Source organism: Oribacterium sp. oral taxon 078 str. F0262 (assembly GCF_000160135.1).
Classification (GTDB): Bacteria; Bacillota; Clostridia; order Lachnospirales; family Lachnospiraceae; genus Oribacterium.
The window spans coordinates 167,400-183,396 of record NZ_GG729936.1; the positions used below are offsets into that span (position 1 = coordinate 167,400).

The 15,997-nt window shown below is 58.1% G+C and carries 11 protein-coding genes, 3 tRNA genes and 1 rRNA gene; 1 reads left to right on the forward strand and 14 read right to left on the reverse strand.

The genetic code is table 11. From position 1 onward, the window contains the following. Positions 1 to 189 precede the first annotated feature (189 nt). Positions 190 to 2,115, reverse strand: a complete 1,926-nt coding sequence (locus GCWU000341_RS10870; protein ID WP_009216067.1) for a flavocytochrome c — start codon at positions 2,113 to 2,115, stop codon at positions 190 to 192. A 369-nt stretch (positions 2,116 to 2,484) separates the two neighbouring features. Between GCWU000341_RS10870 and GCWU000341_RS10875 the strand changes: the two genes are divergently transcribed. Then, positions 2,485 to 3,231, forward strand: a complete 747-nt coding sequence (locus GCWU000341_RS10875) for a hypothetical protein (protein ID WP_009216069.1) — start codon at positions 2,485 to 2,487, stop codon at positions 3,229 to 3,231. Positions 3,232 to 3,260: 29 nt separating this feature from the next. On the opposite strand, the gene GCWU000341_RS10880 is transcribed toward GCWU000341_RS10875, so the two are convergent. The 13 genes from GCWU000341_RS10880 to GCWU000341_RS13800 all read right to left on the reverse strand — a co-directional run. Beyond that, a complete protein-coding gene (locus GCWU000341_RS10880; RefSeq protein WP_009216070.1) occupies positions 3,261 to 7,019 on the reverse strand; it encodes a phosphoribosylformylglycinamidine synthase in 3,759 nt (1,252 codons plus the stop codon). Then, the gene (gene purD / locus GCWU000341_RS10885; protein WP_009216071.1) at positions 7,009 to 8,286 is read right to left on the reverse strand and encodes a phosphoribosylamine--glycine ligase; all 1,278 of its coding nucleotides are present in this window, start codon (positions 8,284 to 8,286) and stop codon (positions 7,009 to 7,011) included. The genes GCWU000341_RS10880 and purD overlap by 11 nt, the downstream gene beginning before the upstream one ends. Next, a complete protein-coding gene (gene purN / locus GCWU000341_RS10890) occupies positions 8,283 to 8,888 on the reverse strand; it encodes a phosphoribosylglycinamide formyltransferase (RefSeq protein ID WP_009216072.1) in 606 nt (201 codons plus the stop codon). The genes purD and purN overlap by 4 nt, the downstream gene beginning before the upstream one ends. Before the next feature lie 283 nt (positions 8,889 to 9,171). After that, a complete protein-coding gene (locus GCWU000341_RS10900) occupies positions 9,172 to 10,368 on the reverse strand; it encodes a phosphoribosylaminoimidazolecarboxamide formyltransferase (protein ID WP_009216074.1) in 1,197 nt (398 codons plus the stop codon). 110 nt (positions 10,369 to 10,478) lie between these two features. Continuing rightward, positions 10,479 to 11,201, reverse strand: a complete 723-nt coding sequence (locus GCWU000341_RS10905) for an IMP cyclohydrolase (RefSeq protein WP_040654293.1) — start codon at positions 11,199 to 11,201, stop codon at positions 10,479 to 10,481. Between the two features lie 98 nt (positions 11,202 to 11,299). Beyond that, positions 11,300 to 12,343 carry a phosphoribosylformylglycinamidine cyclo-ligase gene (gene purM / locus GCWU000341_RS10910; protein ID WP_009216076.1) on the reverse strand — a complete coding sequence of 348 codons (1,044 nt, stop codon included), beginning with the start codon at positions 12,341 to 12,343 and terminating at the stop codon, positions 11,300 to 11,302. Positions 12,344 to 12,355: 12 nt separating this feature from the next. After that, positions 12,356 to 12,850 carry a 5-(carboxyamino)imidazole ribonucleotide mutase gene (gene purE / locus GCWU000341_RS10915; protein ID WP_009216077.1) on the reverse strand — a complete coding sequence of 165 codons (495 nt, stop codon included), beginning with the start codon at positions 12,848 to 12,850 and terminating at the stop codon, positions 12,356 to 12,358. Then, positions 12,847 to 13,005, reverse strand: coding sequence for a hypothetical protein (locus GCWU000341_RS13645; protein ID WP_009216078.1), 159 nt, complete (start codon positions 13,003 to 13,005; stop codon positions 12,847 to 12,849). The genes purE and GCWU000341_RS13645 overlap by 4 nt, the downstream gene beginning before the upstream one ends. A gap of 124 nt (positions 13,006 to 13,129) precedes the next feature. After that, positions 13,130 to 15,334, reverse strand: coding sequence for a molecular chaperone HtpG (gene htpG / locus GCWU000341_RS10920; protein WP_009216079.1), 2,205 nt, complete (start codon positions 15,332 to 15,334; stop codon positions 13,130 to 13,132). A gap of 194 nt (positions 15,335 to 15,528) precedes the next feature. Further along, a tRNA-Ile gene (locus GCWU000341_RS10925) sits at positions 15,529 to 15,602 on the reverse strand. A 77-nt stretch (positions 15,603 to 15,679) separates the two neighbouring features. After that, a tRNA-Thr gene (locus GCWU000341_RS10930) sits at positions 15,680 to 15,752 on the reverse strand. Next, positions 15,748 to 15,834, reverse strand: a tRNA-Asp gene (locus GCWU000341_RS13650). The genes GCWU000341_RS10930 and GCWU000341_RS13650 overlap by 5 nt, the downstream gene beginning before the upstream one ends. A gap of 76 nt (positions 15,835 to 15,910) precedes the next feature. Then, positions 15,911 to 15,997: ribosomal RNA gene (locus GCWU000341_RS13800) — 23S ribosomal RNA — on the reverse strand; the annotation flags it as partial.

A 15,997-nucleotide genomic window follows, 5' to 3' on the forward strand; every position in this document is an offset into this window, starting at 1 on the left:
TCCAAACGAAAACAAGGCCCGCCGGGCCTCGGTGGAATCCCCCGAAAAGCCCGGCCGCATCTCTTGGTCCTTTTCCTTCAAAGGGAACAATCGCCCATACAGCGGCCATCTGTCTTTCGGAAAACTCCCTTTGGCCGCCGTAAAAAGCATAGGAGATGCCTCCCTAAGAGGAGCGGATTGTAATTCTTCTCAGCCCGCACTTTCACTGTAGTCCGCGGCCTTCTCTCCCGCGATCTTACCAAAGACCGTGAAATCCGTGACCGCGTTTCCTCCGAGCCGGTTCGCGCCGTGCACGCCCCCTGTGACCTCGCCTGCCGCATACAGCCCGGGAAGTGCCGCATCCGAAGAATCCAGTACCTCTGTGTCCGTATTGATCTTAAGACCGCCCATGGTGTGATGGATCCCCGGCGTCACTTTGATCGCATAATAGGGGGCACTGTCCAGCGGCTCCGCAAAGCTCGTTCGCCCAAAGGACGGATCATTCTTTTCCTGAACGGCTTTGTTCCAGTCCTCCATCGTTCCCTTCAGCGTCTCCGGATTCGTCCCCATGGCCGAGGCGAGCGCCTCATAGCTCTCCCCCTGCACCGTGAAGCCGGACTTAATGTAGCCCTGAATCACAGCGGAGCGGTCCACCATCTTCTGATCCATGATGAGCCAGGCACAGCCTCCGGGCTGCTCGATCTCCGCCTTGGAGACCGCGTCTCTCGTACCGACCTCATCGGTAAAGCGCTTTCCCTCTGTATTGACAAGGATCGCTCCGTCTCCGCGAAGTCCCTCCGTGATGAGATGCGCGTCCTCTGCCGTGACGGTCGGATGAATCTGGATCTGATCCATATCCACGGTCGCCGCTCCGACGGCCTCCCCCATCTCGATACCCTGACCCTGTGCGCCGTTCGCGTTGGTGCTCTTATATCCCTTTAATTCCGGGCGGTATTTCTCCACCATCTCGAGATTCGCTCCGAAGCCTCCGCTGGCAATGACAACGGCCCTTGCGTGCACCGTCACATTGTGCCCGTCCTCTCCTACCGCATGAACCCCGCTCATCCTGCCGTTCTCCGTCAGGATGCGGTCCGCCGTCGTATTATAGAGACTTGTGATTTTGTCGGAACGCTTTTTCAGATTCTCCTCGAGGATCGGCACAAGGTAGGCGCCGACCGCCGTGGTCTTACCCTCCGCATTGACCGGCCGGTGAATCCGCTTTACGGAAGCCCCGCCGAAAGAGGCGACGCTGTGCAGGGATGCTCCCAGGGAATCCAGATAATCGATCGCGTCCGGACTCTTTTCCGCAAGCGTCTTCACAAGCGCCGCCTGATTGAGTCCCTTCCCTCCAATCATCGTGTCAAGCTCCATGAGCTCTGCGGAATCGAAATAGCCCTCCGGCGCCGCCTGATACCGATTCCACTGCTCCGCCACAGTCTTGGCCAGCGCGGAAATTTCCGGATTGTCCGCATATTTCTCGGAAGCGGTCTTCAGCGTTTTCTCTACCCCGGCGGCCTCATCAAAGGAATTCTCATCCTGCCACTTCGTATGTGCCGCATTCATGCCGCCCGTTGCCCTGACGGAATTCCCACCGGGCATGCTCTGGCTCTCCAGGAGGACAACCGTCCGTCCGGCATCCGCCGCCTGAATCGAGGCAATCATGCCCGCTCCGCCGGCCCCGATCACCACGATGTCCGCCGTGAGCTCCTGATCCTCTGCCTTCTCCGCGGAGGCGGAGGGCGCGCGCTCAAAGACAGAGGGATCGATGCCCGCGTTCTCGAGCGCCTGCTTCGCCGCCTCTATAATCGCCTTCGAGGTCACGGTCGCGCCGGATACCGCATCGACCTGAAGACTCTGAGCCTCTATGATCTTTGGAGGGATCTGCTCGATTGCCTTATCGCCGATTCCCGGCGTCTCCTGATTTTCAAGCACCCGAAGCTCATAGATCCTCTCCTGATCGGCGGAGATGGAAACCTTCAGCTCCCCGTTGTTTCCCTTCGCACTCCCCTCTCCTCTGAGCGCCGTCTTCGGTATTACAGGCCTTCCGGACTGCCTCGACCAAAGCCCGAGCGCAAAGGCCAGGACGATGCCGACCACGATCACAAAATAAGACAAAACATTCCACTTGGATTTCATCTCTTTTCCTCCCTTCCCGATAACTATAGCATAGTCCCGCGGCCCCCTGCCAGTGAATTAAAGGAAATTCACCTGGCATATCCAAGAAGAAAGGGCTATGATGATTCCAGTGTCGAAAGTCCCTCCGCCGCGACGTGCCTTGCACGGGAGCGGAGAGAGGACTTTATGACACGCCCTTTCATGAGCAGGAAGCGGTGCTCTGCGCCGCGGGACTGCGAATGAAAAGGAGCAGGGCGAAAGCTGCGAAGCAGCGAAGCCATGCGGGGAATCATCGCTGCGGCACGGAAAGTCCCTCCGCCGGGGCGGCAGACGGACTGTTTATGAATCGACCGGTCCGCAGGGCGGCAGCACAGGAAAGGAGTCATAGATATGAAAGCAGTTCAGGTTTATCTCAGTCCCTCCGCCGGGAAAAAGCTGATTGGAGACGCTCTTTCCGGGCGGGAGGATATTCTTCTTGCGGCAAAGGAGCATACTTTGGCCGTCGTCATGGGGAGCACAAATACCTATTTCGCCTCCGCGCTCGCGAGGAGGCTCGGACTTCCTTTTGAGGAAAAGGGCTTTTACCGGGGGCTTCTCCTACCAAAGTCCGTAAAGCCCTCCGCCCCGCGGCAAAGGTATGATTTTATCCTGCGAAAGGGCGAGCTGCTCCCGGAAAAGAGCATCTTCGATATCGCGCCCTCTCTCGGAGCGGAGGACCTCATTCTGAAGGGAGGAAATGCCGTCCAGCTGAGCTCCCGGGATGTCGGCATTCTGATCCAGAGCCCGGAGGGCGGCACGATGATTCCGATCCTCAGCGCCGCAGTCGGAAGAAGGACCCGCCTCATCCATCCCGTCGGTGTGGAAAAAAGGGTGGATCTCCCGATCCCGATGCTCTGCGCCCTCCTGAATCAGGAGAGCCCGAGCGGTCTCCGCATGCTCCAGGGACCGGGGCTCGGCTATACGGAGCTGGATGCCTTCCGGGATCTCTTCGGGCTGGACGCGGAGCTCGTCGCGGCGGGCGGCGTATGCGGCTATGAGGGGGGCTGCCTCTTCCGCTTAGAGGGAGAGGACGACGCCGTGGAAAGGCTCCTCCTGCGACGGGAGGAAGAGGGGGAGACTCCCGCCTTTGAAATCTGATTTCCTAAGATTCCGGACACTTTGATGCTTTAAAGTTCGAAGTATTCCTTCGCGGAACGGAAGAGCGCCATGTCATAGTTTCCGGCTGCATTCTTGAAATTCCCCGGCTGCCAGCGCTCCACATGCCCCATCTTCCCGAAGATTCTCCCGTCCGGGGAACAGATTCCCTCGACCGCATAGTCGGAGCCGTTCGGATTGTCAAAGAGCGCCATGCTGGCTCTCCCCTCAAAATCCGCATACTGCGTCGCGATCTGTCCGTTTTCCGAGAGCTTCCGGAGAAGCTCCTCTTCGCAGAGAAATCTCCCCTCTCCGTGGGAGACCGCGACCTCATAGACGGAGCCGACTTCCGCATTCATGAGCCAGGGGCTCAGATTGGAGCACAGCCTGGTTCTCACGATCTTTGACTGATGCCTTCCGATCGTATTAAAGCTCAGCGTCGGACTGTGGACATCGCTGTCCCGGATCTCCCCATAGGGGAGAAGGCCCAGCTTGATCAAGGCCTGAAAGCCATTGCAGATACCGAGAATCAGACCGTCCCGCTTCTCCAGAAGCTCCGCCGTGCTCTCTCTCATCCGTTCATTTCGGAAGAAGGAGGTAATGAGCTTCGCGGAGCCCTCCGGCTCATCTCCTCCCGAAAATCCCCCGGGGAGAAAGAGGATCTGAGCTTCCCGGAGTCTCTCCGATGCCTCCCAGAGAGACTCCGCGATCGCGTCCCCCGTGAGATTTCGAATCACCAGAATCTCCGGATCCAGCCCGGCCGTAAGACAGGCTCTCTCGGAGTCGTACTCGCAGTTCGTCCCCGGGAAGACCGGAATCAGAACCTTTGGCCTGGATACCGGGACGGCGGGAGCTCCCCAGAGCTCCTCCCGATGATCCGGGAGCCTGGGATCTTTCTTCTCTCTCTCCCCTAGGTCTGTCTTTTCCCCCGGAACAGTTCGAAGCGGAAAGATCTCCTCCAGTCTTCCCTCATAGAGAGAGAGGAGCTCGTCCGCACTGACACTTTCCGATTGATAGCGATACTCTCTCTCCGGAAGCACCGTGCCAAGATCTGCGAGAATGACTCCCTCCAGGGCCTGCGCCTCCTGGTAGAGAAGCGAAAGATCCGCCTCCTCTCTGAGCTCCAGGAGGAAAGAGGCGTATTGATAGCCGAAGAGATCCTCCAGGGAGAGGCTCTCCGCAAAGCGAAAGCCGAAGCCATTTCCCATGCACTGCTTCATGACCGCCTCGGAGATCCCGCCGAAGCCGGGAGTATAGAGGGAGGCAAGGCGGCCCTCCCGCCTCCAGCTTTGGAGGAGGGAGAAGATCCGGAGGAGACTCTTGGTCTCCGGAAGCTCCTCCCTGTATTCCGGGCGGAGCCAGAGGACCCTGTGACCCGCCTCCTTGTACTCCGGGCTCAGAATCTCTCCCGCCTCTCCCGTCGTCACGGCAAAGGAGATCAATGTGGGAGGCACATCCAGCTTCTCAAAGCTTCCTGACATCGAATCCTTCCCGCCGATCGCCGCGACACCGAGATCGAGCTGTGCGGAGAAGGCCCCGAGCAAGGCCCCGAGCGGCGCTCCCCAGCGGCTTTTCACCTCTCCCGGCTTTCCGAAATACTCCTGGAGACTGAGATAGATCTCGGAAAATTCCGCCCCTGCGGCGATCAGCTTCGAGACGGATTCCACGACCGAGAGGTATCCTCCCCGGTAGGGATTTTTCTCCGTGACATAGGGATTCCCGCCAAAGGCCATGAGGGAGACCGTATCGCTTCGTCCCCTTCGGACGGGGATCCTCGCCGCCATCGCCTGGATCGGCGTCCTCTGATATTTTCCCCCGAAGGGAAGCAGGATGGTCCCTCCTCCGATCGTCGAGTCAAACTCCTCGGAAAGTCCCTGGTGAGAGCAGCTGTTCAGATCCTCTGAAAGGGAGAGGAGACGCTCCCGGAAGCTCCCCTCCACCCTTCGGGAGATGCTCTCTCCCCGCCCGCTCTCAATGGAGATCCTTTTTTTCGCCCCATTACTGCTTAGGAAGTCGCGGGACAGGTCGAGAATGCAGTTCCCTCTCCAGTACATTCTGAGCCGCCTCTTTTCCGTGACGCGGGCCACTCTCGCGGCCTCGAGATTCTCCTTTTCCGCGAGCGAAAGGATTTCCGCCTCATCCTCCGGGGCGATCACGACGGCCATTCGCTCCTGGGATTCGGAGATCGCAAGCTCTGTCCCGTCCAGTCCCTCGTATTTCCTGGGGACCCGGTCGAGGTCGATGTCCAGCCCGTCCGCAAGCTCTCCCACCGCGACGGAAATCCCTCCGGCACCGAAGTCGTTGCAGCGCTTGATGAGACGGCTCGCCGCGGGATTTCGGAAGAAGCGCTGCAGCTTCCTTTCCTCCGGTGCATTTCCCTTCTGCACCTCCGCGCCGCAGTCCGAAAGGGAATTCGAGCTATGGGCCTTCGAGGAGCCGGTCGCTCCCCCTATGCCGTCTCTCCCGGTCCTCCCGCCGAGAAGAAGGACGAGATCCCCGGGCAGAGGGCGCTCTCTCCTCACATTCTTCACCGGCACCGCAGCGAGCACCGCCCCGATCTCCATCCGCTTCGCCGCATAGCCCGGATGGTAGAGCTCCTCGACGATCCCCGTCGCGATGCCGACCTGATTTCCGTAAGAGGAGAAGCCGCGGGCCGCAGCGGTGACGATCTTTCGCTGCGGAAGCTTCCCGGGGAGACTGTCCTGCACGGGACAAACGGGGTCCGCGGCCCCGCTGAGCCGCATCGCCTGATAGACATAGCCTCTTCCCGAGAGCGGATCCCGGATCGCGCCCCCGATACAGGTTGCGGCTCCTCCGAAGGGCTCGATCTCCGTCGGATGATTATGCGTCTCATTTTTGAAAAGGAGATAGTAGTCCTCCTCCCCCTCTTCCGTCTTAATCTTCGTCCGGACCGTGCAGGCATTGATCTCCTCGGACTCCGAAAGCCCCTCCAGCTTCCCCTCCTTTCGGAGCAGCCTCGCTGCGATCGTCGCAAGGTCCATAAGGCTTGCGGGAGCCTCCCTCTTGAGCTCCTCTCTCGCATGGAGGTAACGCTCCCAGGCCCTCTTAAGCTGCGGATCCCCGAGCTCCGCGCCCTCTATCATCGTGAGGAAGGTCGTGTGGCGGCAGTGATCCGACCAGTAGGTATCGATCATCCGAAGCTCCGTAAGGCTTGGATCCCTTCCCTCAGTGCGGAAATATTCTCTGCAAAAGCGAAGATCCTCGAGATCCATCGCGAGGGAGAGCTCCTGCCGAAGCTCCCGGAGTCTCTCTTCTCCCGCCTCCGAAAAACCGCTGAGCACTCTCACATCCTCCGGCGGACTGAGCCTCCGCCTAAGCGTCTCAGGGAGCTCCTCCGAGGCCTCCCTCGCCTCAATGGGGTTGATGAGGCAGCGCCGGATGCACGAAAGCTCCTCCTCCGTGAGCTCCCCGTCCAGAAGATAGACCTTCGCGCTCCGGACTCTCGGTCTCTCTCCCCCGAGGAGGATCTGAAGGCACTGCTCCGCGGAATCCGCCCTCTGATCATATTGGCCCGGAAGATATTCCACAAAAATCCGCTCCGTCCCCCAGTCCGGAAGCTCCTGACAGCTCTCATCGAGCGGAGGCTCCGAGAGAAGCAGTCTCACCGCCCTCTGAAAGTCTTCCTCATCCAGCCCCTCTACATCGTAGCGCTGAAGAAGTCGAAGTCCCTTCAGGTTTTCAAGAGGAAGACTGCTCTTCATGTCGTGATATACGGCCTCCGCCTCGCTTCGAAGTCCCGGCCTCTTCTCTACATAGATTCTATATACCATCTTCCCCTCCCATCAGGCGGAGCGCTCTCGCTCCGATGTCCCGCCGATAACGCATATTCTTGAAGTAAACCTTCTCCACATCCCGGTAAGCGCTCTCTATCGCCTCGGGAAGGCTCTCCCCCGTCCCGACGACGCCGAGCACCCTTCCTCCGCTGCTGAAAAGCCTTCCCTCCTTCCTCTCAACCCCCGCCATATAGACCTCCCGGCAGAGCTTCGTCCCCGTGATTTCATACCCGCTCTCAAAGGCCCCCGGATATCCATCGGACGCGAGGATCACACAGCAGCTATGGCCCGCCTTCCAGCGAACCAGCTCCTCCGAAAGTCCTCCTCTTGTGCAGGACAGCAGGATCGGAAGGAGATCGGAGCGGAGGAGCGGAAGCACGGCCTGAGCCTCCGGATCTCCGAAGCGGCAGTTGTACTCGATCACCTTCGGCCCCTTCCTGCTCAGCATAAGCCCGAAATAGAGACAGCCGCGGAAGATCCTGCCCTCCTCCTTCATCCCGCGTATCGTCGGGAGCAGGATCCTCTCCATGCATTCTCCCGCGATCTCCTCCGTATAGCAGGGATTCGGTGCGATCACGCCCATGCCCCCGGTGTTCGGTCCCAGATCCCCGTCCAGTGCCCTCTTATGATCCATGGAGGAGAGCATGGGAACGATCCTCTCCCCGTCTGTGAAGCTGAGAACGGAGACCTCCGGCCCCTCCAGGTACTCCTCCACCACGACGCGGTCCCCGGAATGTCCGAATTTCTTCTCTCCCATGATGCTCCAAAGCCCGATCCTCGCCTCCTCCCTGCTCTTTGCGATTATGACGCCCTTTCCCAGCGCGAGGCCGTCCGCCTTGATGACGATCGGAAGCTCACAGTCTTCGATGTATTTTTCCGCCTCCGAAAGTTCAGAGAAGACCCGGTAGTCTGCGCTCGGAATTCCGTGCCTTTTCATAAATTCCTTTGCAAAGACCTTGGAGCCCTCCAAAAGAGCGGCCGAGCGGGACGGTCCGAAGGCGGGAATTCCAGCCTCCATCAAGCGGTCCACCAGCCCCAAAACCAGCGGCTCATCCGGAGAGACGACCACATAGTCGAGCTCCTTCTCCCTGGAAAATTTCACGATTCCATCGAGGTCCGAGGCCTTCAGCCCGGGCACGGTCTCCGCCTCACTCATCCCCCCGTTCCCCGGAATCGCATAGAGCTTTTCGCAGTCCGGGCTCCTCCAAAGTGCCCTCAGAATCGCATGCTCTCTCCCACCGGATCCGATGACTCCTATCTTCATTCCCTCTCCTCGCTTTCCCTCTCCGAAATCTCCCGGCTCATAAGCTGTACCGCGATCGGAAGCAGCTTCCATTCCGCTTCCTCCATGACGCGGCGCTGCAGGCTCTTCGGACTGTCCCCCTCCAGGACCTCTACAGCCCTCTGAAAAAGAATGCGGCCTCCGTCCGGGATCTCGTTTACAAGATGAACCGTCGCCCCCGTCAGCTTCACCCCTCTCTTAAGCGCCGCCTCATGGACCCTGAGCCCATAGAAGCCCCTTCCGCAAAAGCTCGGAATCAGGGAGGGATGGACATTGATGATCCGATCCCGGAAGCAGGAGAGGAAGCGTTCCGAGAGAATCGTAAGAAAACCGGCCAGCACGATGAGTGAGATCCCCGCTCCCTTCAAGCTGCGGATCATCTCCTCCTCATCCCTCACGATCGTGAGAGCGGGAATCCCCGCCGCTCTCGCCCGCTCCAGGGCGGGAATCCCCGGCCGGGAGGCGATGACCAGGCAAAGCTCCCCGTCCGGAATCTCCCCACTCCGGGAGGCGTCGATCAGGGCCTGCAAATTCGTCCCCCCTCCGGAGACCAGCACGGCGATCCGTGTCCTTCCTCTTTTCATGCTTCTCCCCTCCTCCAGGGCTTCCCTCTCCCTAAAAGCCAGACTCCACAGGATCCTCCCTCTCAGAGCCGTAATGACCTCCGCCTCTTCCCTGTCCTTTCGCAGCTTCCTTCTATGCGGCGCTTCGCCCTTTCGAAGCCCGGGACCGGCTCCGCCCGGGGGACAGCAGCCGACTTCCCTTCAGGGCAGTTCTCTTAAGGAAGCTCTCCCTCCAAACGGCAGTCCTCCTCTCTCCCGGCTTCCCCGACAAAAGCGCAGAGAAGCGGAAAAATCTCAGTGAATCTCAGTGATGGAAGAGTCTTCTCCCCGTAAAGATCAAAACCATGCCGTGTCTGTCCGCTTCTTCGATGACATTCTCATCCCGGACAGAGCCGCCGGGCTCCGCGATATAGGAGACGCCGGACTTTGCGGCCCGTTTCACATTGTCCCCGAAGGGAAAGAAGGCGTCAGAGGCCAGAGAGACCCCGCGAAGGGAGCGGAGGCGGTCCCGCTTTTCCTCCTCTGTGAAGGGCTCCGGGCGGAAAGAAAAGTGCTTCTGCCACTCCCCCTCCGCGAGAAGCTCCCGGGAGTCCCGGGAGAGATAGGCGTCGACGCAGTTGTCCCGCTCGGCTCTCCGTATCCCGGGGAGGAAGGGGAGATCCAGGACCCTCTCGGACTGCCTGAGAAACCAAAGCTCCGCCTTCTCCCCGGCAAGTCTCGTGCAGTGGATCCTGGACTGCTGTCCCGCCCCCACCCCGATCGTCTGCCCGTCCAGAGCATAGCAGACAGAATTCGACTGCGTATATTTTGCGGCGATGAGCGCAGTCGTGAGATCCAGTACGGCCTCTTCGGGGAGCGCCTTCTCCCGGGAAACGATTTTAGAGAGACCTTCTCTCGTCAGAGCGGCAGAGTCCCTGAGCTGCTCAAAGCCTATGCCAAAGACCTGCCTTCTCTCCAGAGCGTCGGGGATATAAGAGGTATCCATCCTAAGGATATTATAGCTTCCCCCCTTCTTTTTCCTGAGGAGAGCGAGTGCCTCCTCCGTAAAATCCGGCGCGATGACCCCGTCCGAGACCTCCCTTTGCAAAAGGCGCGCCGTCGTGAGATCGCAGCAGTCGGAGAGCGCCGCGAAATCGCCGTAGCTGGATACTCTGTCGCAGCCCCGCGCTCTCGCATAGGCAGAGGCCTGAAGGCTCTCATCGAGCCCTTCGATATCCTCCGAGAAGACAGCCCTCTTCAGCTTCTCGGGGAGGACCCTCCCGACCGCCGCTCCCGCGGGACTCACATGCTTAAAGGACGCCGCAGCGGGAAGACCCGACGAAGCCCTAAGCTCACGCACAAGCTGCCAGGCGTTAAGCGCATCCAAAAAATTGATATAGCCCGGCCGCCCGTTCAAAATCTCAAAGGGAAAGTCCCGCGCTCCTCCATCCCCCTCCGGCATGAAAAGTCTCGCGGGCCTCTGCGTCGGATTACAGCCGTATTTCAATTCGTATTCCTTCATCTTCTCTCTTCCTCATCCCATCGGGGATGCCTCATCCCTTCTCTCCCAAAGAGCCGCTGAATGAAAGCGGCGCTCTCAAAACCGCCGTCTCTCCCTATCTCAGTGCAGAGCTAAGTACACAGAAAGCGATTGATCAGCGCATTCTCCTTCTCCCCGCTCTCCCGGTCGATCCGCCTGACATAGAGGGAGATTCGATTCTCCGGATCGAGGCTTCGCCAGATCAGTCCAGCGAGCTCCTCCGCCGTCCTCTCCCGGATCAGGACCGGCCTCGGCTCCCCCTGAAAGCTCGGAAGAGGGCCGCCCCTCCCCTGATAGGTATGGATGAGATGCCCAAGCCCCGGCTCAAAGGCGTAGTGATAGAAATATCTCGCACAGTTCCCGCTTCCCGGGCTCTCCGCCTTCAGGATGGAGAGCGTGTAATTTCTCCCGAGAAGGTCCATAATGCCGGAGATCCGCGGCGTATCATTTGGCCTGTCCGGCTCGAAGCTCCTCGTAAAAAGCGCCTCCTCAAAGCTCTTTCCCGCCTCCAGAAAGTCATGAATCGTATCGCTCTGGTCGCCGTTTGCGACGATGAGTCTCCCGGACACGCTTCGAAGCGGCGAATAGAGAACGAGGGAGGGATCCGAAAGCCTTTCCGGACAGGCCGGATCGATCCTGAGCTCCTCCCCCTCCTCCCGAAAGACCCGGTTTCTCGAGTTCTCCGAGCGCCCCATGATAAAATAGGAGAGGAAAAGATCCCTTCCGTTCTCTCCCATCCCAAGCAAAATTCCCCTCCCCGGATAGGGGAGCCCAAAGAGCGCCTCTCCGATCCCCTTCCTCTCAAAGTGCTCCATCCCGCCTCCTCCCTCCTTCTTATACCGAGCAGATAAAGCCCGGCAAAGGACAAAGTCTCCCGAAATATCCGTCTTGAAAACGGCGTCCTGCATAAGCTCTATTCCAAAAGCAATTTTTCCCGGGAACTCACGATTTCTCCCAGCGAATAGGCGGAAAGACCCATACCGAGAAGGAGTGAAAGGGCCTTCTCCTCCTGCTCCCGGGATACAATAAGCGTCATCCCGACTCCCATATTGAAGGTATTGTACATATCCCTTTCCGGGATCTCTCCGCGCTCCTCGATCAGCCGGAAGATCGGGAGCACCCTGACATCCCTTTTCCGGATCCGCGCACCGAGCCCGTCCGGTATGGAGCGGGGAATATTCTCATAGAAGCCGCCTCCCGTGATATGGCTCAGTCCCTTGAGCTCCACTCTTTCCATGAGGGAGAGAAGCGGTTTGACATAGATCCTGGTCGGAAGAAGCAGGCTCTCCCCGAGGCTCCTTCCCCCCAGAAGCGCAAGCGGCTCCTCCGCTTCCTCCTTCGAGATCCGATCGAGATCAAAGACCTTCCGGATGAGAGAAAAGCCATTGCTGTGCACACCGCTGCTCGGAAGAGCGATCAAGCGGTCCCCCTCCCGCACCCCTCTCCCGTCGATGATCCTGCCCTTTTCCACGATCCCGACGGAAAAGCCCGCAAGATCATACTCATCCTCCGGGTAGAAGCCCGGCATCTCCGCCGTCTCGCCCCCGATCAGCGAGGATCCCGCCTGCACGCAGCCCTCCGATACGCCCTTCACGAGCTCCGCGATCCGCTCCGGCACATTCTTCCCGCAGGCGATGTAATCCAGGAAAAAAAGCGGTCTTGCGCCGCAGCATATGACATCATTGACACACATCGCGACGCAGTCAATCCCCACCGTGTCATAGCGCTTAAGCAAAAAGGAGAGCTTCAGCTTCGTCCCCACCCCGTCGGTCCCCGCCACAAGCACCGGCTTTTTTAATCCCTCCGGGAGCTCAAAGAGCCCGCCGAAGCCGCCGAGTCCGGAGAGCACATTCTCCGTCATCGTGCGCGCTATGTATTGCTTCATCAGCTCCACCGCGCGGTAGCCCGCCGTGATATCCACACCGGCTCTGCGGTAAGACTCGCTGCAGCTCTTCATCTCTCTTTCCCCCTATCCCTGGTATCTCCCGGAAAGCTCCCGGTCACGCTCCAGGACCTTCTCCCTGTTCCGCTCCCGCTCCTCCCGGAGCTTTTTTGCGAGGCTCTCCTCCGTCACCGCGAGTATCTCTATCGCAAGAAGAGCCGCATTCTTTGCCGCATCGATCCCCACTGCTGCGACGGGAATTCCGGGCGGCATCATGACGGTGGAGAGAAGCGCATCTCTCCCCTCCAGCAGCTTCGCACTGCAGGGAAGACCTATGACGGGGAGCGTCGTGTTCGCCGCCATCACTCCCGCAAGATGCGCCGCCATCCCCGCAGCACAGATCAAGACGCCGTAGCCCTCCTCTCTCGCCCGCTTCGCAAAGCGGCAGGCCTCCTCCGGCGTTCTGTGCGCCGAATACACATGAACAGAGAAGGGAATCTCGAAGCTCTGCAAAAGCGTAATCCCCTTCTCTACGACAGGGAGATCCGAATCGCTCCCCATGATGACTGCAACCCTCTTCATCCGCACTCCTTTCCGGACCGAAAGACTGTGATGAGCGTTTCCCCACAGAAAAAGGGACAGCTTAAGCTGTCCCTTTTTATCACACTGCGGTCCGCCCCAATGACGGGGGCTTCAGAATCCCCCCTCTCTCCCGAAAGTCCCTCTGAAATCCCCATCCGAACCTCCCGATCAGGCTGAACCGACGAAACCTCATTCATTATAGGAGAGGGCGGGGTCCTCCGTCAAGCTTCCCTTTTTCTCAGCGGAGAGGAAGAGAGCGAAATCCGATGCGGCACCGGATCAGCTCTTTATGCGGAGAAGGAGCGAATTGCTTCTCTCGATGAAATCCGCCATCTCCGAAGCGGAGAGCGGAGCCTGCTGCAGCTTTGCGAGGTCATAGAGCTGCTTCTCGATGAGCTTTCCGTCTTCTGTATCCCGGACGGAAAGGAGATGCTTGACCAGCGGATGCTCCGCATTTAAAAGGAGCGTCTCCTCCACCGGCATCTCCCCCATGGACATGCCCTGCATCGCATACATCCGCATCATATCATTCATCCTGCGCCCCTCCTCGGAGATCGAGAGGAAGGCCGCCGTCTTCGGGGAATTCATCTTTTGCAGCTTGAGCCGAAGCTTCTCCTTCTTCAGGCTTTCGCGGAAGCTCTTTTCGAGCTCCGCCGCCTTCTCCGAAAGCTCCTTCTCCTCGCTCTCTGTGAGCTCGGTCCCGAACTCGGATTCCAGGTCCGCATCGATTCTCTTAAAATGAATGCCGGGATTTTTCGCCTCGAGCTCTGTGATAAAGGGCTGATCGATCCTCTCCGTGAGAAGCACCGCATCCTTCCCGGCCTGCCGGAACATCGCGATGTACTGGCTCTGCTGCAGAGGATCCGTGACATAGAAGATCGTCTTATCCTTCTTCTCCCCCTCCGAAGAAGCCGCATCCTCTTCCCCGGACTTCGCGCTGCCCTCTTCCTTCGAGGGCTTTTTCTCCTTGCTCTCCTCCTTTTCGCCTTCGCTCTTCTCTTCCCCTGCTTCGGCCTCCTTCACCTCCTTCTCCGCTTCCGACTTTGCTGCCTCTTCCCTCTCCCCGCTCTTTTCCTCCGGCGGGATCTTTTCGTCTTCTCCCTTTTCCGATCCTCCCGCAGCTTCTGCATCCTTCGCAGCGCTTATATCCAGGCACTCCGGAAGCAGCAGGTATTTATCGTCGATATCCTTAAAGAGGATATAGTTCGTCATCCTCTCGCAGAACTTCTGATCCCTGAGACAGCCGTACTTGATAAAGGGAGCGATGTCATCCCAGTACTTTTCGTAGCTCTCCCGCTCCGTCTTGCACATGCCGGAGAGCTTGTCCGCCACCTTCTTTGTGATGTAATCGGAGATCTTCTTCACGAAGCCGTCATTCTGAAGCTGAGAGCGGGAGACATTGAGCGGAAGATCCGGGCAGTCGATCGCCCCCTTTAGGAGAAGCAGATACTCCGGGATGACCTCCTTGATATTATCCGCGATAAAGACCTGATTATTATAGAGCTTGATCGTCCCCTCGATGGACTCATACTCGGTATTGATCTTCGGAAAATAGAGGATCCCCTTCAGATTATAGGGATAATCCATGTTGAGGTGGATCCAGAAAAGGGGCTCCCTGTAATCGTGGAAGACCTTCCGGTAAAAGTCGAGATACTCCTCCTTCGTGCAGTCCGAGGGATTCTTCCCCCAGAGCGGATGAATCTCATTGACAAGCTCCGGCCGCTTCTCGATCCGAAGCTTCGCCTCAAGCTTCTTCTCCTTCCCGTCCGCATCCTTTTCCGTCTTCTCCGGGATCTCCTCCAGCACCACATCTCCGTCCTGCTTCTCCGCGGCCGGGATCGTCACCGCATCCTTCGGAAGCTTCGTGAGATAAATCTCTACCGGCATGAAGGAGCAGTACTTCTCGAGCACCGTGCGGATTTCCCACTCATTCGCATACTTTAAGCAGTCCTCATTCAAATGCAGGATGACGCTCGTCCCGTTCTCCTTCCGCTCTCCCTCCCGGATCTCATATTCCGTGCCGCCGCTGCAGCTCCAGTGCACCGGCTTCGCACCCTCCCGGTAGGACAACGTCTCGATCTCTACGAGATCCGCCACCATGAAGGCGGAATAAAATCCCAGACCGAAATGCCCTATGATCTGCTCCTCATTCGCCTTATCCTTATATTTCTCGATAAAATCCGTCGCCCCGGAAAACGCGATCTGATTGATATATTTCTCAATCTCCTCCTTTGTCATCCCGATGCCGTTGTCCCGGAAGCTGATCGTCTTTTTCTCCGAATCGACAATCACATCGATCCGCCCGCGGTATCCCTCCGGCTTCTTCCACTCCCCGATCAGCGAAAGCTTCTCAAGCTTCGTCACCGCATCCGACGCATTTGAGATCTGCTCCCGGACAAAGATATCCTGATCGCTGTACATCCACTTCTTGATGATCGGAAAAATATTTTCACTGTTGATCGAAAGACTTCCCTTTTCTGCCATATCCTCTGCTCCTTTATTTTCTCCAGCACAATGTAATGTAACAATGTAAAAGAGACTCCATAAGATTCTTGCCGATCCATTATAGCATCTTCATCAGCACTCTTCAATACAGACTGCTAACAAAAAAATAAAATGAAATATCGCAATATAGGAATAAAAGAAGACAAGGCAATCTGCCTTGTCCTTCTCCCTCGTGGAACCGCACGGATTTGAACCGTGGACCGATCGGTTATGAGCCGACTGCTCTGACCAGCTGAGCTACAGTTCCCTGAAAATAATCTGCGCCCGTGCCGGAATCAGCGGCGCTATAATAAATATAAGACCTAAGCGAAACGCTCAGGTCTCAGCCGATATTCGGACTTGAACCGAAAACCTACTGATTACAAATCAGTTGCTCTGCCAATTGAGCTATATCGGCATGACCGGCGATTTTTCAAACTGAAAGTCAAACCGACGACCTCCGCCGTGACAGGGCGGCGCTCTAACCATCTGAACCACCGGGCCATTCACAGTCCCCTGTGAAGGCTCGTGCCTTCAAAACCGCAGATTGCAATCCTTTTTGACATCTCTCCGACTATGGATAAGCCCTCGACCGATTAGTAGCTGTCAGCTGCATGCTTTGCAGCACTTCCACCTCAGCCCTATTTACCTCTTTCTCTCAAA